This is a genomic window from Herbaspirillum sp. B65, from assembly GCF_000333555.1.
GTDB classification, from domain to species: Bacteria; Pseudomonadota; Gammaproteobacteria; order Burkholderiales; family Burkholderiaceae_D; genus Herbaspirillum; species Herbaspirillum rubrisubalbicans.
In genome coordinates this window covers 1-19,792 of record NZ_BADI01001061.1, presented here as the reverse complement: position 1 = coordinate 19,792, position 19,792 = coordinate 1, and the positions used below count along the sequence as shown (strand labels likewise).

The window sequence follows — 19,792 nt, the reverse complement described above, 5'->3', positions numbered from 1 at the left end:
ATTGGACAGGATGCCTGCCGCGCTGTGTTCTTGCGGGGCATCCTGGTACTGATTATTTTTGGGGCGCTGCCGCCTGCCGCAGTCGTTGGAAATCGGCGGGTCGTTTTTCCAGGAAGGCATGGATGCCTTCGGCAGCCTCGTCTTCCCCCTGCGCCAGCACCATGTGTTGCGCTTCCAGCTCCAGTTGTTCTTCCAGCGTGGCGCCATAGGTATGCTGGCACAGATGCTTGATGCCGGCCATGGCCTGGGCTGGGCCCTCGGCCAAGGTGGCGGCCAGTTGCACGGCGGCCTCCAGCGCCTGTCCCGACTCGACCAGCCGGTTGACGGCACCCATGGCGTGCAGACGTTCGCCATTGAAACGCTCGCCTGACAGGCATAACTGGGTCAGCATCTGGCGCGATAGACATTGCGCGAGGAAAGCCGTCACCCCCCCATCGGGCGTGAGCCCGACCTTGACGTAGGCCACCGAGAACTGCGCTTGGCGCGTGGTCACCAGCAGATCGCAGGCCAGTGCCAGCGACAGCCCGGCGCCAGCCGCACCACCTTCCACGGCGGCGATCACCGGCTTGCTGCAGCGGCCGATGTGGCGGATCAGGTCGTGCAGACCTTCCAGCCGCGCACGCCGTTGCTGGGGCGCCATGCTGCGGCGCTGGGCCAGCAGGCGCAGGTCGCCGCCCGAGCAGAAGAAACCATCGGCGCCGGTCAGCACGATGGTGGCCACCTGGGGATCGGCCTGGGCCTCATCCAGCGCAGCAGTCAGCGCTGCATACAGGTCGGCATTGAGCGCGTTGCGGGTCGCTGGATCATGGTTGACGAGCACGCGCACCGCGCCGCGCTGCTCGCACAGCACGGTACTCATGCCAGGGCTTCGCGGCCCAGCGCGATATAGCGTTGCAGGTGGTGGTCTTCGTCGCCGAGCTGATGGTCGATCATCACCAGCCGCTTGGCGTAGTGCGACAGCGGCAGTTCCCAGGTCATGCCGATGCCGCCATGCAGCTGGATGGATTCTTCGGCCACCAGCGTACCGATGCGGCCGATGCTGAACTTGGCCGCCGACAGTGCCCGCTCGCGGGTGAGCCGGTCGGCCTCCAGCGCGGCCGCCGCGTTGATGACGGCCGAGCGCGCCTGTTCCACTTCCAGCAGCAGGTCGGCCATGCGGTGTTGCAGGGCCTGGAAGCTGCCAATGGGCAGGCCGAACTGCTTGCGCGTGCGCAGGTAATCCAGCGTGGCTTGCTTGGCCACTTCCATCGCGCCCAGTGCTTCGGCGCACAGGGCCAGCACGCCGCGTCCGAGGATGCGTTCGAGCAGGGCAGCGCTGGTACCCGCCTGTCCCAGTAGCGCCTCGGCGGGTAGCAGCACATCCTGCAACAGCAAGTCGGCCACGCGGCCACCATCAATGGTGTCGCTGCCTTGCAGTTGCAGGCCAGGCGTATTGGCCGGCATCAGGAACAGCGAGATGCCGTCGTCTTCATCGATCTCGCCACTGCTGCGCGCCGAGACCAGGAACAGGTCCGCCGATTCGGCCTGCACCACGACGGCCTTGTGCCCCTGTAGACGCCAGCGGCCATCGCCCTCTTGCGTGGCGCGGGTGGAGACGTGCGTTGGCGCATAGTGGCTGTCAGCTTCCTCATGGGCCAGCGCTGCCAGGGTCTGGCCGGCGATGATCTGTTCCAGCAGCGCTTTCTGGGCGGGCGTGCCGGCGACGGCGATGGCTTCACCTACCAGAATCGCACTGCCCAGCAACGGCTCCAGCAGCAGGCCCCGGCCGATTTCTTCAAAGACCACGGCGATGTCGAAACCGGCACCGCCGTAGCCGCCGTCTTCTTCGCGCAAGAGGGCGCCGATCACGCCCATTTCCGCCAACTGACGCCACATGTCGCGGCTCATGCCGGGTGCGGATTGCAGCAGCTGCTTGCGCGCTTCAAAACCATATTGTTCGGTAATGAGGCGGCGCAGGCTGTCGGCCAGCATCCGGCGTTCTTCGGTGTGCTCGAAATTCATGGACGTTTCCTCACAGGCCAAGGATCATCTTGGAGATGATGTTCTTCTGGATTTCATTGGAGCCGCCGAAGATCGACAGCTTGCGATTGTTGAAGTAATGCGCGGCTGCCCCGGCAGCGGCTTGCGGGCCGAGCGTGTGCCCCTCGTAGCCTGGGTCGAGCGCCTGCCATTGGTAGGGGCGGGCATATGGACCCATGGCGCGGCGCGTGAGTGCCGTGATTTCCTGGCGGATCTCGGTGCCACGGATCTTGAGCATGGAGCTTTCCGCACCGGGCGCGCCGCCTCCGGCCACGGCCGAGATCACGCGCAAGTTGGTGGTCTTCATGTTTTCCAGGTCGATTTCCACCCGTGCCATGCGCGCGGCAAACAACGGGTCTTCAGCCAGCGGGCGGCCACGGCTGTATTGCGTGGCCGCGATCTTTTTCAGGCGTTGCAGCGCGGCCACCGAGAACCCGATACCGGCGATGTTGGTGCGCTCATAGGTCAGCAGGTACTTGGCGCAGCTCCAGCCTCGGTCTTCCTCGCCGACCAGGTTGTGCACCGGCACGCGTACATCGGTGAAGAAGACCTCGTTGACTTCGTGCTCGCCATCGAGCGTGATAATGGGGCGTACCTCGACGCCGGGGGCGTTCATGTCGATCAGGAGGAAGCTGATGCCCTCTTGTTTCTTGCTCTCGCGGTTGGTGCGTACCAGGCAGAAGATCATGTTGGCATAGTGGCCCAGCGTGGTCCAGGTCTTCTGGCCATTGACGATGTAATGCTCGCCCTGGCGCACGGCATGGGTCTTCACGGCGGCCAGGTCCGAGCCCGCGCCCGGTTCCGAATAGCCTTGGCACCACCAGTCCTCGCCGTTGAGGATGCGCGGCAGCCAGTAACGTTTCTGCGCTTCATTGCCGTACTTGATCAGCACCGGCCCCAGCATGTTCACGCCAAAGGGAACCACGCGCGGGGCATGGGCCAGGCAGCATTCGTGTTCGAAGATGAAGCGCTCGATCACGCTCCAGCCGGTGCCGCCATATTCCTTGGGCCAGTGGTTGGCCAGCCAGCCGCGCTCATTGAGGATGGCGTGCCACTGCGCCATGTCGTCGCGGCTCAGGTGCTTGCCGCTGGCCACCTTCTCGGACAGGGTCGCGGGCAGCTTCTCGGCGAGGAAGGCGCGCACGCTGTCGCGGAAGGCTTCTTCGGCCGGGGTGAAATTCAGATCCATTCCAGTCTCCTTGGGATGCGGTGAGGCGTGGGTTCGCTTCAATAGATTTCAAACAGGGCGGCCGCGCCCATGCCGCCAGCGATGCACATGGTGACCACGGCATAGCGCGCGCCGCGCCGCCGGCCTTCGATGAGCACGTGTCCGGCCAGGCGCGCACCGGTCATGCCGAAGGGATGGCCGATGGCAATGGCGCCACCGTTGACGTTGAGCCGTTCATCGGGAATGCCCAGGCGGCGCTGGCAATACAGGGCTTGCGAGGCAAAGGCTTCGTTGAGTTCCCACAGGCCGATGTCGTCCATGCGCAGCCCGTGACGCTGCAACAGGCGCGGTACCGCCAGCACCGGGCCGATGCCCATTTCATCCGGTTCGCATCCGGCCACGGCCAGTCCGCGGAAGGCGCCCAGCACCGGCAGGCCAGCCCGTTCGGCAGCGCGCGCTTCCATCATCACGCAGGCCGAGGCGCCATCGGAGAGCTGCGAGGAATTGCCGGCGGTGATGAACTTGTCCACACCCATGACCGGCACCAGCTTGGAGAGCGCCTCGAAGGTGGTGCCGGGCCGGTTGCAGTTGTCGGTGTCCACCGTCACTTCGCGCAGGCTGGTCTGGCCGCTGGCCTTGTCGGTGACTTGCATGGTGGTGGTGCAGGCGACGATCTCGTCGCGGTAGCGCCCGGCCTCCTGGGCCTCGGCGGTCTTGCGCTGGCTGGCTTCGGAGAAGCGGTCCTGGTCCTCGCGCGAGATGCCATAGCGCGCGGCCACGATGTCGGCGGTCTCGATCATGGGCAGGTAGAGGTCGGGCTTGTGCTCGACGATCCACGGATCCATGCCGGTGTCGCCACTGTCGGTGGCGCTGCGGCTGCGGGTTTGCGAGATGCTTTCCACACCGCCTGCGATCATCGCCTCGGCGCCATCGACCACGATGCGCCCGGCCGCCATGGCGATGGCTTGCAGGCCGGAGGCGCAAAAGCGGTTGACGGTGGTGCCGGCAATGCTGATGGGCAGCCCTGCGCGCACGATGGTCTGGCGCGCGATGTTGCGACCGGTCGTGCCTTCGGGATAGCCGCAGCCGAGGATGGCATCTTCGATCTGGCCCGGATCGATGCGCGCCCGCTCGACCGCCGCGCGCACCGCGAAGGCGGCCAGGGTGGGGCCCGGCGTGATGTTGAATTCGCCGCGATGGGCCTTGGTCAAGGGGGTACGCGCAGTGGATACGATGACGGCTTCCCGCATCATGGAGTTCTCCTGGAAGGATGTGTTCAAGGCGGGGACCAGTGATGAGTGCGGTCCCCGCGATACCGGTCAAACGCTCAGTCGGCCTGGTTCAGCGAATCGAAATTGGCGCCGCGCTCGACCAGCTCCAGCAAGAGCGGCGAAGGTGTCCAGAACAGCGCATCCTCGGCGGCGAAGGCGCGTATGTCGGCCAGCACCTCAGGCAGGCCGATCATGTCGGCGTATTTCATCGGTCCACCGCGATGACGCGGAAAGCCATAGCCGTAGAGGAAGGTCACATCCACATCCAGGGGACGCAATGCGATGCGCTGGTGGACGACGTTGGCGCCTTCGTTGATCATCGCAGCCAGGTAACGGCGCTGTATATCCTCCTGGCTGAAGCTGCGCGGCGTGATACCGGCGCGCGCGCGTTCCTCGTCGATCAGGGCCAGCACCTCCGGATCGGGCGTGCCGCTGCGCGGGCCATCGGGATAGCGATAGAAGCCGCGCCCGCTCTTCTGCCCGAACCAGCCGCGCTCGCACAGGCGGTCGGCAATGTGCACATAGCGCGCACGCGGGTCGCGCGTAGCGGCGCGGCGTTTGCGGGTGGCCCAGCCGATGTCGCCACCGGCCAGGTCCACCACCTGATAGGGGCCCATGGCAAAACCGAAGTCACGCACGGCTTGGTCGATCTCATAGGGCGAGGCGCCATCTTCCATCAGGGTGTCGGCGGCCTGGCGATACACCGCCAGGATGCGATTGCCGATGAAGCCATCGCATACACCGGCGCGCACCGGCACCTTGCGCAGACGCTTGGCCAGCGCGAAGGCGGTGGCCACCACGTCGCTGGCGACCTGGCGCGGCACTACGATTTCCAGCAGCTTCATCACATTGGCTGGCGAGAAGAAATGCAGACCGATGACGTCCGCAGGCCGCGAAATGCTGGCGGCAATCGCATCGATGTCGAGGTAGGAGGTATTGGTGGCCAGCACCGCACCGGGTTGACAGACGCGATCCAGTTCGGCGAACACGGCCTGCTTCACGGCCAGGTCTTCGAACACGGCTTCAATGACCACATCAGCGGCGGCCAGGTCTTCATAGCGGGTACTGCCGTGCAGGCGTGCCAGCACGGCGCTGCGCGCCTCGGGCGTGAGGCGGCCACGGACGACCTGAGCGTCATAGATTTTTTCCACATGGGCGCGTGCGCGTGCCAGTGCGGCGTCGTCGCGTTCGATCATGGTTACCGGCAGGCCGGCATCGAGCACTGCCACCGCAATCCCCGCGCCCATGGTGCCGCCGCCGACCACGCCGATGCGTTCGATGCGGCGTGGTTGGGCGTTGCGGGTTTCGGGCGCTTTCTGCACTTCGCGTTCGGCGAAGAAGGCGTGGATCAGGCCGGCGCGTTGCGGGCTGTCCAGGCATTGCAGGAAGAACTGGCGTTCCAGGGCCAGGCCTTCGTCGAAGGGCAGGGTGGTGGCCGCTTCCACCGCATCGATGATCTTGTGCGGGGAGAACAGGCCACGCGATTTCTTGCTGGCCTCAGCGCGCGCTGCGGCGATGGCGGCTTGGGTGGCGACCGTGTCGGCCAGGGCGAGGCCATCGCGGCTGCGGCGTACCGGCAGGCCCATCTGCACCAGCGCCTGCAATTCACGCAGGCCGGCGGCGCGCGCCTGTTCGGCGCTCTCGCCTGCGGCCAGCCGGTCCACCAGTCCCAGGGCCAGGGCTTCCTTGGCACTCAGGTGGCGGCCCGTCAGCATCATGTCCAGCGCCGCCTGCGCACCGATGAGGCGCGGCGTGCGCTGCGTGCCTCCCGCCCCGGGCAGCAGGCCCAGTTGCACTTCGGGCAGGCCCAGCCGGGCGTTGGCCAGCACCAGCCGGTAATGCGCCGCCAGCGCCACTTCCAGCCCGCCGCCCAGAGCCGCGCCGTGAATGGCTGCGAGCACGGGTTTGCTGCACGCCTCGATGCGGTTGCACAGTTCGGTCAACAGCGGTGCCTGAGGTGGCTTGCCGAATTCGCGGATGTCGGCACCGCCGATGAAGTTGCGGCCCGCGCCAGTGAGCAGGATGGCCGCCACCCCCGCATCGGCCTCGCCGTCCTCGATGGCCGCCAGCAGGCCCCGGCGCACCGCGACACCCAGCGCATTGACCGGCGCATTGTCGATGGTCACCACCAGGATGGCGCCTTGGCGCGCCCGATGGACGGGGGGCAGCTCGCCCGCAGCCGTGGCTTGGTTGGACATGCGGCAGTCTCCTGTGTTAAGTTGGTTCGCATAGCGAAATTCAAGTTCGCAAATGGCGTTTGTTGGCAACGATACCGCATTTGCGTTGACTGTGTAAACCGTGCATAAGGAAGCATGGGAAACTGTACAATTGTCTCAAAGGCCCAGATTCCACGGGGCTTTGCGGGCGATCTTGAAAAGAGCACCTTATGCCGGGAGGCCCTGTGCGCGATGCCAATGAGCGACACGAAACAGGATGATTTCGCACAGCGGAATACTTGTTCGCAAATAATTGACACTGGGAATTCAGGTGTGTACATTCCACTGCCAATGAGGGCGACGTGACCACTCGGCACGACCCTGCCACGCGGAGATGTGACGGATGGATGAGATTGTGTCGTTCAAGGGTGAGGATGAGAGCCACGACCGGCAGTTCGTCAATGCCCTGGCGCGTGGGCTGGAGATCCTGCGCTGTTTTCGCCCCGGCGAGATCTACCTCACCAACACTGAACTGGCCAAGCGCACTGGCCTGCCCAAGCCGACCATCTCGCGCCTCACGCATACCCTGACCCGGCTGGGCTATCTCGAATATTCCGAAGACCAGGGCCGCTATCAACTCGGCTCGGGCGTGCTGGCGCTGGGCTATTCGCTGCTCTCGGGCATGGACGTGCGCAAGCTGGCGCGTCCTGCGATGCAGGAGCTGGCCGACTATTCGCAATGCAACGTGGCGCTGGGCATCCGCGACCGTCTGAGCATGGTCTATATCGAGGCCACGCGCGGCCAGTCGGCCGTGACCTTGCGCCGCGACGTGGGCTCACGCATTCCGCTGGCGACCACTTCCATGGGACGCGCGCTGCTGTGCGCACTGCCCCAGAACGAACGCGATTTCCTGATGGACCACATCCGCCTGCGCAACGAAGAGCAATGGCCCAAGGTCAAGGCCGGCATCGAGCAGGCCTTCAAGGATTACCAGGATCATGGCTTCTGCATTTCGGTCGGCGAATGGGAAAAGACCATCAGCGCCGTCGGTGTACCCATGATCGATGCCAACGAGGAAAAGATCATGGCCTTCAACTGTGGCGGCCCGGCCTTCATGTTGACGCGCGAGATGCTGATGGAAGATCTCGGCCCGCGCCTGGTGAGCCTGGTGCGCACGGTGGAAGCCAGCATGGGGCGCCACTGAGCGAGCGCCAGCAGAGAACAAGCAAGAACCAGTACGGAGACAGAAGAACCGGCCGCGCAGGCAGGACCGGTTCGAGCAGCAACGCAGTACCGCAAGTCCATCACGACAAGATACAAGAAGATCAAGCCATCCGGGTGATGACTATCCGATTCGGCAATGGGAGCAGCGTGCCGGTGCTTCCATTGTTGACTCGGGGCGTCCCCCGGAGAGGACATCACATCAACATCACTCGGATGAAAGAGGTGGAGACAATGACGAACAAGCATCAAGGCATCAAGCGATTGGCCCTGCTGGCCTGTATCGCCACGGCTCTGGCAGGCGCGGCGAGCAGCGCGCTGGCCGATGAACTCAAGGTCGGCGTGGAAATCCCCCTGACCGGCAGCCTGGCGCGGGTCGGCTCGGGTATGCAGGAGGGCATCAACGTGGCCGCCGATATCTTCAACAAGACCAATGGCAAGCACAAGATCAAGCTGGTCACCATCGATGACGAATCGGCTCCGGCCAAGGCCATTGCCGCCGTCGAGAAGCTGGCCGGTGAAGGCGTGCTGGCCATCACCGGCGGCTACGGTTCCAACAACATCGCGCCGGCGGCCGATGCGGCGGGCAAGGCCGGCCTGGTCTACGTGACCTCGGGCGGGGTGGATGACAACCTGGTCAGCAGCGGTCGCAAGAACTTCTTCCGCATCAACAACGTGGCCGGTTACCAGAAGGCCATGGTGGGCTTGCTGGACGACATGAATGCGCGCTCGGTCTCCATCGTCTATTCCACCAAGGAAGCCACCGCTGCGCTGGCCAAAGACCTGGAAAAGGCCTGGGGCGCCAAGGGACTGAAGGTGACTTCGCACGCTTTCGATCCGGCCATCAGCGACTTCAAGCCCATCATCAACAAGATCAAGCTGCAGGACAAGCCGGAAGTCATCGCCATGATCGGCTACGAGAACGACTACGTGGGCATCCTGCGTGCGGCGCGGGTGTTGAAGCCTGCGGTCAAGGCCATGGTCGGCGTGTGGTCACTGGCCACGCCCAAGATGGCGCAGGATTTCCCGGACCTGGTGCCCAATGTCTATGGCACGGCGCTGCTGCCGTTCCCGGCCCAGTTCACCAGCGCCGATGGCAAGCTCTTTGAAGAAACCTACCGGCGTCTCTACAAAAAAGATCCCGACTACCTGGGCCAGTTCGGCTACGTGCAATCGATGCTGCTGTTTGAGGCCATCGCCCGCGCCGCCGACAAGGGGACGCTGAAGAAAGATGGCGTGGCCGAAGAGATGCGCAAGACCGATCGCCAGACCCTGATCGGCCGCGTGCAGTTCGGCGCCAATGGCGACAACCTGAACTTCATCCACCACATGGGCCAGCTTCAGGGCGACAAGATCGCCATCGTCTGGCCCAAGTCGGCTGTCACCAACAAGATGAATTATCCGGCTGTGCCCTGGTAACGCCCGCACGGCGTCCACTCCAACGGAATGCAGACATGACTGAACTGATACTGCAAGCCCTGTACTCGGGTCTGCTGCAGGGGGGCTCCTACGCCCTCATTGCCCTGGGCCTGGCACTGGTGTTCGGCACCATGCGCGTCATCAACCTGGCGCAGGGCGAGCTGGTGCTGCTGGCCGCCTACATCGCCTATTCGGTGGAGTCCGGCCTGGGCGTCAATCCAGTGCTGGCCATTCCGATTGCGCTGGTGGTGGTGTGCCTGACCTCGGTCATGGTGTATGCCGTGGTCAGTCGCATCAAGAAGGACCGCGAAATCAATTCGCTGATCCTCACCTATGGCATCGGCGTGATTCTCACCAACGGCATGTTGCTGATCTGGAAGGCCGATATCCGTTCCACCAGTTCCGAATGGCTGCAGGAAGCCTTCGTGCTCGGTCCCTTCTTCAGTATGCGCAGCGAAGTGCTGTTCTTCGGCGTGAGCCTGTTGATGATGGCGGCCCTCTGGTGGTGGCTCTCGCGCAGCTGGTATGGACGCGCCGTGCGGGCGGTCTCCAGCAATCGCGATGCGGCCAAGCTCATGGGCATCAACCCCGGCTATACCGAACTGGTGTCCTTCATCGTGGCCGGCGTCCTGGCGTCCTTGGCTGGCGTGGCGCTGTTCAGTTACGGAGTGATCAGTCCGGCTTATGGCGGGGTGCTCACGGTCAAGGCGTTCATCATTACTGTGCTGGCCGGTGTGGGCTCCATTCCCGGTGTGCTGATCGGCGCGATTCTGTTGGGCGTGGCTGAAGCGCTGACCGTCACCCTGGCCAGCTCGGCGCTGCAGGAACTGGCGGGCATGGGCTTGTTCCTGCTGGTGCTGTTCATCATGCCCAATGGCTTGTTCGGCCTGCGGGCAAGAAGGGGGTGAGACGATGAGGATGAACCGGAACCAGCTGCCCGCCCTGTTGGGTCTGCCCTTGCTGTTGGTCGGCGGGCCGTTGCTGCTGGCGCAGAACCATTACGTGATGAGCCTCCTGGTGGCCGCGATGGTGATCGGCGGCATTGCGCTGTCGTGGGCGCTGCTGGGCAATCTGGGGGGCATGATCAGCTTTGGTCATGCGGCCTTCTTCGGTGTGGGGGCCTATACCTCGGCGTTATTGAGCATGAAATACGGCGTGCCGGTGCTGGCCGCGCTGCTGCTGGGCGGTGTCGGTGCGCTGGTGGCGGCGCTGGCGATGTTGCCCGTGCTGCGTTTGCGCGGACCGTATTTCGCGCTGGCGATCCTGGCCTATGCGCATATCTTCCGCATCCTCGCTACCGAATGGACCTCGATGACGGGCGGCTCGGGAGGACTGTCCAATATTGCGCGCCTGCCTACCGTGCTGGGGCTGGACCTGTCCAGCAAGATCGGCGCGTATTTCGTGATCCTGCTGATCGTGGCCGTCTTCGCGCTGGTCTATGCCCGTGTGCGCCAGAGCCACTATGGACTGGCCCTGCGCGCGATGCACGAGAGCGAGGATGCCACCCGCGTGGTCGGCGTCAACAGTACCGTACTCAAGGGCATGATGCTGCTGTTGTCAGCCTTCATGTGCGGCGTGGTCGGTGCCTTCAATGCGCACTACATCAGCTTCCTCGAACCGGACTATGCCTTCAGCGCCTTGTGGGTCACGATCCCCATCGTGGCCGCCATCTTCGGCGGTTATCGCAGCATCACCGGGCCGGTGATCGGCGCGGTGGTGGTGTATCTGCTGGATCAACTGGTGTTCAAGAACCTGATTCCCTCCGGCCACCAGTTGGTGCTGGGGGCCTTGCTGGTGGCGATGATCGTCTTCAGCCCCGATGGCTTGCTGCCGCTCTTGCGTAATATGCGCAAGCTGGGCAAGAGAAAATCAGCGGGAGAGCCTCATGCTGCAACTTGAAAAGGTCTCGGTGCGGTTCGGCGGCCTGACCGCCGTTGATGAAGTCTCCTTGCAGGTAGGAACGGGCGATGTGCTAGGGCTGGTCGGTGCCAACGGCGCCGGCAAGACCACGCTCTTCAATGCCATTTCCGGACTGGTGCGGCCCACCAGTGGCGCCATCCGCTTCAATGGCAAGGATGTCCTGCACGCACCGCTGCATCGGCGCGCACGGCTGGGCATCGGGCGCACTTTCCAGATTCCGCAGCCGATGCATGAACTGACCGTGCGCGAGAACCTGGTCGTGGCCCAGCGCTTTGCCACCGGCCAGGTGGATGCACGCAAGATTGATGAGGTGCTGGCCTTCACGGGCCTGTGCGAGAAAGCCGGGCGCGATGCTGCTACCGAACTGGCGCTGACCGAACTGAAGGCGCTGGAAGTGGCCAAGGCGCTGGCCACGCAGCCCAAGCTGCTGTTGCTGGACGAAGTGCTAGCCGGACTGGAAACCAATGGCAAGCGCCGTTTCATGCAGATGCTCAAGGGCTTGCACGAAGCCTTTGCGGTGGGCATCGTCATCATCGAACACGACATCGAAACCATCAGCAACTTGTGCCCGCGCGTGGCCGTGCTCAACTTCGGCCAGCTCATCGCCGAGGGCGCGCCGGCCCAGGTGTTCAATGATCCGGCGGTCATCAAGAGTTACACGGGAGCGTGAATGCTGGAAGTCACCAACCTGCGCGCCGGCTATGGCGCCATCAACGTATTGTGGGATGTCTCGCTGACGGTGGGACAGGGCCAACTGACCACCATCATCGGTCCCAATGGCGCCGGCAAGACCACACTGCTGCGCGCCATCATGGGCCTGATCCCGGTCGGGCAGGGTCAGGTCAGCCTGGATGGACGGGTGCTCAATGGGATGCCGACCTGGGACATGTCCAAGGTCTCGATGGCCATGATCCCGGAAGGGCGCATGATCTTTCGCGCCATGAGCATCGAGGAAAACCTCATCGTCGGCGCCTTCGCCCGGCAGCACCGCGCGCGTGTGAAGGACAACCTGGAACGCGCCTACACCATGTTCCCGCGCCTGCGGGAACGGCGCCGCCAGCTGGCTGGATCGCTCTCGGGCGGGGAGGCGCAGATGCTGGCGATGGCGCGTGGGCTGATGTCCGAGCCCAGGCTGCTCATCATCGACGAACCCTCGCTGGGGCTGGCACCGGTGGTAGTCAATGAACTCTTCGAGATTTTGGTCCGCTTGAAGCAAGAGGGGCGCACCATCATCCTGGTGGAGCAGAATACCGAACGCGCCGTGGGCGTGGCCGACCATGTCTACCTGATGCAGGGTGGCCGGGTGATCCTGTCGCAGCAGGCCAGCGAGGTGGCGCTGGATCACCTGCATGACCTTTACTTCGCACGATGAGGCTGGGGCAGCGCGCCGCGCCCGGGGTGCGCCGCTGAATGTGAAGCTTTCTGCAAAAAACAAGGCCCCGCCATCTCACGACAGCGGGGCCTTGCTCATGGCACCAACCGGGCTCAGGCCTTGGACTTGCCGTCCTGTGCCTTGGCCGCTGCCAGCGCGGTCATGTTGATGACGCGGCGTACCGTGCTCGACGGGGTCAGCACGTGCACCGGCGCCGCCGCACCCAGCAGGATGGGGCCGATGGTGGTGCCCTGGCCGCTGCTGGTCTTCAACACGTTGAAGAGGATGTTGGCGGCATCCAGGTTGGGGCAGACCAGCACGTTGGCCGCACCCGTCAGGCCGCTGTCGGTCAGGCCGGCATTGTGGCGGATCTTTTCCGACAGGGCGGCATCGCCGTGCAGCTCACCGGCGGATTCGACTTCCGGGGCCAGCTTCTTGAAGGCTTCATGGGCCGCAGCCATCTTGCGCGCCGAGGGGCGCGAGGAACTGCCATGGTTGGAGTGCGACAGGAAGGCGACCTTGGGCGGCACACCGAAACGCGCCACTTCTTCTGCCGCAGCCTTGGCGATGCGCGCCAGTTGTTCGGCGTCCGGCGTGTCGTTGACGTAGGTGTCGGTGATGAAGAGGGTCTGGTCGGGCAGCAGCACAGCGTTCAGTGCCGCGAATTCCTGTGCGCCGTCCTTTAAGCCGATCACCTTTTCCACGTGCGCCAGGTGGCCATCGTAGTTGCCATCCAGGCCGCACAGCATGGCGTCGGCGTGGCCGGCCTTGACCATCAATGCCGCCAGCAGGCTGCCGCTGGCGCGCACGTCAGCTTCGCTACCACCCTGGTATTGGGCGGCATACTGGGCTACGCGGTCATCCGAGGCCGGGTCGATCACTTGCAGGTTGTGGCCGATCTTCAGGCGCAGGCCGGCCTTCTTGATGCCGGCTTCGATGGCTGCGGCGCGGCCCACCAGGATCGGTGCGGCCAAGCCTTCGTCGGCCACGAACTGCACCGCGCGCAGTACGCGCTCATCTTCGCCGTCGGCGTAGACCACGCGTTGTGGCGCCACCTTGGCCGTGTTGAAGACGGGCTGCATGAACATGCCGGTCTGGTAGATGAAGCGAGTCAGCTCGGCGCGGTAGGCGTCGTAGTCGGTGATGGGACGGGTGGCCACACCGGACTCGGCGGCGGCCTTGGCCACGGCCGGGGCGATCTTCAAGATCAGGCGCGAATCGAACGGGGTCGGGATCAGGTAGTCGGCACCAAACACCAGTTCCTTGCCAGGATAGGCGGCGCTGACTTCAGCACTGGTCTCGGCCTTGGCCAGGTCGGCGATCTCGCGCACGCAGGCCAGCTTCATGGCTTCGGTGATCTTGGTGGCGCCGCAATCCAATGCGCCACGGAAGATGTAGGGGAAGCACAGCACGTTGTTGACCTGGTTCGGATAGTCCGAACGGCCGGTGGCGATGATGCAATCTGGACGCACCGACTTGGCCAGCTCGGGGCGGATTTCCGGTTCCGGGTTGGCCAGCGCCAGGATGATGGGCTTGTCGGCCATGGTCTTGACCATCTCGGCGGTCAGCACGCCCGGCGCCGAGCAGCCCAGGAAGACATCGGCGCCATTGACCACATCGGCCAGGGTGCGCGCCTCGGTCTTGATGGCGTAGCGCTGCTTGGAAGCGTCCAGGCCACCGGGGCGACCTTCATAGATGACGCCCTTGCTGTCGACCATGTAGACGTTCTCGCGCTTGATGCCCAGGCCGATCATCACTTCCACGCAAGCGATGGCGGCGGCACCCGCGCCGGAGACGGCGATCTTGACCGCGCCGATGTCCTTGCCGACTAGTTCCAGACCGTTCAGCAGGGCCGCCGAAGAGATGATGGCGGTGCCGTGCTGGTCATCGTGGAAGACCGGGATGTTCATGCGCGCCGAGAGCTTCTGTTCGATGTAGAAGCATTCCGGGGCCTTGATGTCTTCCAGGTTGATGCCGCCCAGGGTCGGTTCCAGCGCGGCGATGATCTCCACCAGCTTGTCCGGGTCGTTCTCGGCCAGTTCGATGTCGAACACGTCGACGCCGGCAAACTTCTTGAACAGGCAACCCTTGCCTTCCATCACCGGCTTGGAGGCCAGCGGACCGATGTTGCCCAGGCCCAGCACGGCGGTGCCGTTGCTGATGACGGCCACCAGGTTGCCGCGCGAGGTGTAGTCGAAGGCCTTCAGCGGATCAGCTTCGATGTCCAGGCAGGGATAGGCCACGCCCGGCGAGTAGGCCAGCGACAGGTCACGCTGGTTCGACAGCGGCTTGGTGGCACGGACTTCGATCTTGCCGCGGGTCGGGGTGCGGTGGTATTCGCGGGCGGCGTCACGCAGGAGTTGCTCGGCGGCGGAAATATGTTGGGTCATGATCTTGATGAGGGATAAAAACGGGATCGACAGAAGGGGCGCCTGGTGCAACGACAGGCAGGCTCGCTTCGCTGTGCTGGTTTCCTGGTCTGAATGCGGCGGATGGGTCGCAGAGCAGCCTTGACTCTCCGCCATCCGTATTGAGCGGGAGAAACCGGTGCCGGCTTCCCCTCGCTGGCCTCCGTCTGCTCCGGGGCTTGTGGCGGCCGGAGCGAGGGATGGGAGGGGGATGATACCTAAATTTTGGCCATTCGGGTTTTTTCCGGGACACAGACGCTTGTGCTGGCGGTCTCGGCCAATGGCCGGGCGGCGGGCCCGACGCTGATCTCAAAGGTCACGCTCACGCGTAATCCGCCCAGCCTGGGGCTGTCGTCCAGTCCCAGCCGCAGGCCGTGCTGGCGCGCGATTTCGCGCACGATGGCCAGGCCCAGGCCGCTGCCTTCGCTTTGCTGCACCTGGCGCCGGTAGAAGCGCTCGAACACCCGCTGGCGTTCCTCCACGGGAATGCCGGGCCCGCTATCTTCCACTTCCAACAGCGCCCGACCCTCTACCACGCGCAGCGAGACATCGACCTGGCCACCGACCGGCGTATAGCGCACCGCGTTGTCGATCAGGTTGCGCACCAGGATGCCCAACTGGTCGGGAGCCGCGACGACGGTGGTGCTATCGAGTTGCTCTGCGCCAAGATTGATGGCGTGGCTGCACGCCAGCGGCAGCAGGTCGATCACGGCTTGACGCACCAGGGCGTGCAGGTCGATTTGTGCATGATGTTCGTCCAGCGCCCCATTTTCCAGGCGCGACACGGTCAGCAACTGGTTCACCAGGTGGCTGGTACGCTGGATGCCGCGCTTGAGATCGTTGAGGGCGGCCTGTTCCTGGCCGCTGCCCAGAGATTGCTCCACCACCAGTGCCTGGATCTGCAAGGCCGCCAGGGGCGTGCGCAATTCATGGGAGGCGTCGGCGATGAAATGGCGATGGCTTTTGAGCGCAATACCCAGGCGTTCCAGCAAGCTATTGAGCGCTTTGGCCAAGGGCCGCACATCGCTGCAATGGCCGTGTTCGCCGATCTGCTCCAGGCTGTTTGGGCTGCGCGCGGCCAATTGATGCGACAACAGGTGCAGGCTGTGCAGGCTGCGATCGACGGTCCTGCGGATGAACAAGGCCATCAGCAACAGGAACAGCAGCAAGGGCGGCAACGAATGCAGGGCATGGGTGATGGCAATCTCGCGCCGGCCATCCAGTGATTGCGCTACCTGTACCAGGTGCTGGCCGGTCTTGCGCACATAGATGCGCCAGGGCGCGCCGTGCCAGTGCACGGTGCTGAAGCCGGCCTGGCTGAAGGGCGGCAGCATGATGTCGCGGTTGGTGCGGTAGAGCAGGTCGCCATTGTGGGCCCAGATCTGCAGGATGCAGTCGTCGCTTTCATAGCCTGGCAGTTCGGCATCGGCCCGTTGTGGGGCCTGGATCAATTCGTCCGGCACGCTGAGAGCGACCTGGATCATCTGGTCATCATAGATGTCGGTCAAGAGCGCATGGTCGGTCTGGTAGTCGGCCAGCATGTAGAGCAGGCTCAATACCGCCAGCCCCGAGAGCAGCCAGCACAGCAAACGGTTTCGGATCGACACGCTGTTTCTCAATGGGCCATGGTATAGCCCAGGCCGCGGATGTTGCGCACGACATCGGGAGCGATCTTCTTGCGCAGGGCGTGGATGTGGACTTCGATGGTGTTGCTGTCGACTTCCTCGTTCCAGCCATAGATGCGTTCCACCAGTTGCGCGCGCGAGAGCACGGCCTCGGGTTTTTCGATCAGGGCCGACAGCACCAGCATTTCGCGTGCGCTCAAGGCTACGCGCCGGCCGCGATGCCGCACCACCTGGGCGGCCGGATCGAACTCGAGCTCGCCATGCACCATGGTCGAGGACTGTCGTCCCTGAACGCGCCGCAGCAGGGCGCGGATGCGGGCAGCCAGTTCTTCCAGGTCGAAGGGTTTGTTGACGTAGTCGTCGGCGCCGGCATTGAGTCCTGCGATGCGCTGCTGCACGGCATCGCACGCCGAAGCGATGATGACGGGGGTGTTGTCCCGATCCTGGCGCAGCTTCTTGAGTACCTCCAGGCCATTGCGTCCGGGCAGGCCCAGGTCGAGCACCACGGCGGCATAGGACTCCACTTCCAGCGCGGCCTGTGCGCTGATGCCGTCGCGCATCCAGTCCACCACGAAGCCCAGGGGATAAAAGCCCTTGCGGACGCTGTCGCCCAGCATGAAGTCGTCTTCCACGAGAAGTAATCGCATGATCCAGGAGTGCGCAGAGCGCCGTGCCAATGGCAGACGGCAACGATGATCCGGGGCGGCAGGGTGGTGCGCAGGTGCGTGCAGGACGACCGTCAACCCCGATCAAGACAGGCCGAGCAGGCTACCAAGCGAATATGACAGGCGCATGAACTTGGTGCTTCTGACAATAAAAACAACGCCGCTGTGGCGGGCTCATTTTCGCTTAATGTTCAGCGCTTATTCTTCGGCCCACTTTGCACGGCGGCCTTCCTGCATGGCGGCGTTTCTTGTTTCTCGCTTCTCGCTTGCCGACCGTCCCCATTTCTCTACCCCACTTTGTCCTAAGGAATGATTTCCATGAAGCATCTTTGCTTGAAGCCGAGCGTGCAGCAGGTCATGCACGCGCTGACCATCATGTTCCTGGCCGCCCCGCTGGTGGTGCAGGCCCAGCAGGCCACCGACCTGGGCGCCGTCAGCGCCAGCGGCACGGCCGACCAGGCCGACAGCGCCCAGCGCCTGCGTGCGGCCGAAGCGGTCTACAAGAAAGCTCCGGCCGAAGGTTCGCTGGAAGCCCGCTCGGCGCAATCGGCAGTGAGCGATGAATTCATCCGCAACTACGTCTCGCCGGTGGCCGACTACAGCCAGGTGCTGCTGATGACACCGGGCATGTATAGCGTCAGTCCCAATGGCGTGGGCCTGGGCGATACCAAGACCTCGTTCCGCGGTTTTTCGGACGGCGACTACACGATGACCTTCGATGGCATCCCCTTCTCGGACACCAACAGTTCCAGCCATCACTCCTGGGCATTCTTCCCCAGCCAGTTCCTGGGCGGTACCGTGGTCGATCGCAGCCCGGGCTCGGCGGCCACCGTGGGTCAGGCCAACTTCGGCGGCTCGGTCAATCTGCTCTCGCGCGTGATGCAACCGCAACAGCGCACCAGCGTGTTCGGCTCCTATGGCTCCTTCAATACCCGCATCTATGGCGCTGAATTCGAAACCGGACAGTTCGGTACCGATGGCGCGCACAACCTGCTCATCAATGCTCATGAAATGAAGTCGGATGGCTACCAGAGCTACAACAAGCAGCAGCGTGATGCGATATCGCTGAAGTACCAGTTCGCCATCAGCGACAATACCGCGCTGACCCTGTTTGCGTCCTACATCGACCTCAAGACCAATACCCCCAATACCAAGGGCGCCACCCGCGCGCAGATCGCCCAGTTCGGTGATGACTACCTCTTGAGTGGCAATCCCAAGGATCCCAACTACTTCGGCTACAACTTCTATCACGTCACTTCCGATTTCGATTACCTGGGCTTGAGCTCCAACCTGGGCGGCGGCTGGAAATTGGATGACAAGGTCTATACCTATGCCTACCACAACCAGCAGAACTACAACGGTTCCACCATCAGCGCCACCAGCGCCACCGACAAGCTCAATGCCTATCGCGCCTATGGCAACCTGCTGCGCCTGAACCACGAGTCCAGCCTGGGTACCCTGCGTAGCGGCCTGTGGCTGGAAGTCTCCAACAGCGATCGCCACCAGTATCCTTCCAGCCCGCTGACCTGGATCGATACGGCCCTGCCCAATTTCCGCGAGAGCTATACCAGCACCATCATCCAACCCTTCGTCGAATACGAATTCAAGGTCACGCCGGAGCTGAAGGTCACCCCTGGGATCAAGTATTCGAGCTATCGCCAGGACCTGACCCAGTTCGCCGACAACGGCAAGACCGTGGGCAACCTGGGGGGCCGTCCCTTCGTCAAGAATGCCGCGACCTATAACACCTACCTGCCGTCGCTGGATGCGCATTACATGTTGCGACCGAACTGGTCGGTCTATGCCCAGTTCGCAGCCGGCGATGAAATTCCACCCACCAGCGTGTTCGATACCAAGAACGCCAGCGTCAGTGCGCTGCCGGCGTCGATCAAGAGCAAGACCTGGCAGACCGGTTCGGTGTGGAAGGATGAGCACCTCACCGTGGACGTGGATGCCTATCGCATCAAGTTCGACAATGCCTATTCCTCGTTCACCGACAACAATGGCTTCACCAGCTACTTCGCCAATGGCAGCTCGACCACCCAGGGGATCGAGGCTGAATCGACGCTGCTGCTGGGTTCCGGCTTTAGCCTCTACCTCAATGCCACCTATGGCAGCGCCAAGTACCAGAGCGGCAAGTGGGTGGCAGGCGCCCCTGGCGACACCGAAGCCGTGGGCCTGAACTATGGCCAGGGGCCGTGGGGCATCAGCTGGCTCAACAAGCGCGTGGGCAGCACCTATGGGGACAATGGCAATGTCCATGAGGCGGTGCGGATCTCGCCGTTCATGATCTCCAACCTGTTCGCCAACTACACCATCAAGAACCCGGGGGCCATGATCAAGCAGGCCAAGCTGCAGTTCGGCGTCAACAACCTGTTCGACAAGCATAACGTGGTGGGCATCAACCCGGCCTCGAGTACCACCTCGGCCCCGGCACCGGGCGACGTGCTCACGCTCTTGCCGGCGCGAGCATTGTCGGTCTCGCTGAACCTGGATTTCTGATCCGTTCCGGGTTCTGCGCGAGCGGGCGCCTTCCTGTCCGCTCGCG

General features: G+C 63.7%; 15 protein-coding genes. 7 read left to right on the top strand and 8 right to left on the bottom strand.

What is annotated here, in order from left to right; translation table 11 throughout:
- Positions 1 to 52: 52 nt before the first annotated feature.
- The 5 genes from I5W_RS25050 to I5W_RS25030 all read right to left on the bottom strand — a co-directional run bounded on the left by I5W_RS25050 (position 53) and on the right by I5W_RS25030 (position 6,656).
- Positions 53 to 859, bottom strand: coding sequence for an oxepin-CoA hydrolase, alternative type (locus I5W_RS25050; protein WP_044531291.1), 807 nt, complete (start codon positions 857 to 859; stop codon positions 53 to 55).
- On the bottom strand, positions 856 to 2,001 hold the full coding sequence (locus I5W_RS25045; protein ID WP_044531290.1) for an acyl-CoA dehydrogenase family protein: 1,146 nt from the start codon (positions 1,999 to 2,001) through the stop codon (positions 856 to 858). Before I5W_RS25045 ends, I5W_RS25050 begins: the two co-directional genes overlap by 4 nt.
- Before the next feature lie 10 nt (positions 2,002 to 2,011).
- A complete protein-coding gene (locus tag I5W_RS25040; RefSeq protein ID WP_017453870.1) occupies positions 2,012 to 3,208 on the bottom strand; it encodes an acyl-CoA dehydrogenase family protein in 1,197 nt (398 codons plus the stop codon).
- Positions 3,209 to 3,246: 38 nt separating this feature from the next.
- Positions 3,247 to 4,437, bottom strand: a complete 1,191-nt coding sequence (locus I5W_RS25035; RefSeq protein ID WP_044531301.1) for an acetyl-CoA C-acyltransferase — start codon at positions 4,435 to 4,437, stop codon at positions 3,247 to 3,249.
- 77 nt (positions 4,438 to 4,514) lie between these two features.
- Entirely contained in the window at positions 4,515 to 6,656 is a 2,142-nt protein-coding gene (locus tag I5W_RS25030; RefSeq protein WP_044531289.1) for a 3-hydroxyacyl-CoA dehydrogenase NAD-binding domain-containing protein, read from the bottom strand.
- Positions 6,657 to 7,017: 361 nt separating this feature from the next.
- Between I5W_RS25030 and I5W_RS25025 the strand changes: the two genes are divergently transcribed.
- The 6 genes from I5W_RS25025 to I5W_RS25000 all read left to right on the top strand — a co-directional run bounded on the left by I5W_RS25025 (position 7,018) and on the right by I5W_RS25000 (position 12,546).
- Positions 7,018 to 7,818 (top strand): IclR family transcriptional regulator, encoded by an 801-nt coding sequence (locus tag I5W_RS25025; protein WP_017453873.1) that lies wholly within the window; start codon positions 7,018 to 7,020, stop codon positions 7,816 to 7,818.
- Between the two features lie 251 nt (positions 7,819 to 8,069).
- On the top strand, positions 8,070 to 9,254 hold the full coding sequence (locus I5W_RS25020; protein ID WP_044531288.1) for an ABC transporter substrate-binding protein: 1,185 nt from the start codon (positions 8,070 to 8,072) through the stop codon (positions 9,252 to 9,254).
- 35 nt (positions 9,255 to 9,289) lie between these two features.
- The gene (locus tag I5W_RS25015; protein ID WP_017453875.1) at positions 9,290 to 10,162 is read left to right on the top strand and encodes a branched-chain amino acid ABC transporter permease; all 873 of its coding nucleotides are present in this window, start codon (positions 9,290 to 9,292) and stop codon (positions 10,160 to 10,162) included.
- 4 nt (positions 10,163 to 10,166) lie between these two features.
- Positions 10,167 to 11,153, top strand: coding sequence for a branched-chain amino acid ABC transporter permease (locus tag I5W_RS25010; RefSeq protein ID WP_044531287.1), 987 nt, complete (start codon positions 10,167 to 10,169; stop codon positions 11,151 to 11,153).
- Positions 11,140 to 11,844, top strand: coding sequence for an ABC transporter ATP-binding protein (locus I5W_RS25005; protein ID WP_044531286.1), 705 nt, complete (start codon positions 11,140 to 11,142; stop codon positions 11,842 to 11,844). Before I5W_RS25010 ends, I5W_RS25005 begins: the two co-directional genes overlap by 14 nt.
- Entirely contained in the window at positions 11,845 to 12,546 is a 702-nt protein-coding gene (locus I5W_RS25000; protein WP_044531285.1) for an ABC transporter ATP-binding protein, read from the top strand. It abuts the gene before it with no gap.
- A 113-nt stretch (positions 12,547 to 12,659) separates the two neighbouring features.
- Here the strand turns inward: I5W_RS25000 and I5W_RS24995 are convergent, their stop codons facing one another.
- From I5W_RS24995 to I5W_RS24985, 3 genes are all read right to left on the bottom strand, one after another.
- Positions 12,660 to 14,936, bottom strand: coding sequence for an NADP-dependent malic enzyme (locus I5W_RS24995; protein WP_044531300.1), 2,277 nt, complete (start codon positions 14,934 to 14,936; stop codon positions 12,660 to 12,662).
- 236 nt (positions 14,937 to 15,172) lie between these two features.
- Entirely contained in the window at positions 15,173 to 16,561 is a 1,389-nt protein-coding gene (locus tag I5W_RS24990) for an ATP-binding protein (protein ID WP_044531284.1), read from the bottom strand.
- Between the two features lie 8 nt (positions 16,562 to 16,569).
- Complete coding sequence (locus I5W_RS24985; RefSeq protein ID WP_044531283.1) at positions 16,570 to 17,226, bottom strand: response regulator transcription factor; 657 nt, start codon at positions 17,224 to 17,226, stop codon at positions 16,570 to 16,572.
- 336 nt (positions 17,227 to 17,562) lie between these two features.
- Between I5W_RS24985 and I5W_RS24980 the strand changes: the two genes are divergently transcribed.
- Positions 17,563 to 19,746, top strand: coding sequence for a TonB-dependent receptor domain-containing protein (locus I5W_RS24980; protein ID WP_044531282.1), 2,184 nt, complete (start codon positions 17,563 to 17,565; stop codon positions 19,744 to 19,746).
- Positions 19,747 to 19,792: the final 46 nt, after the last annotated feature.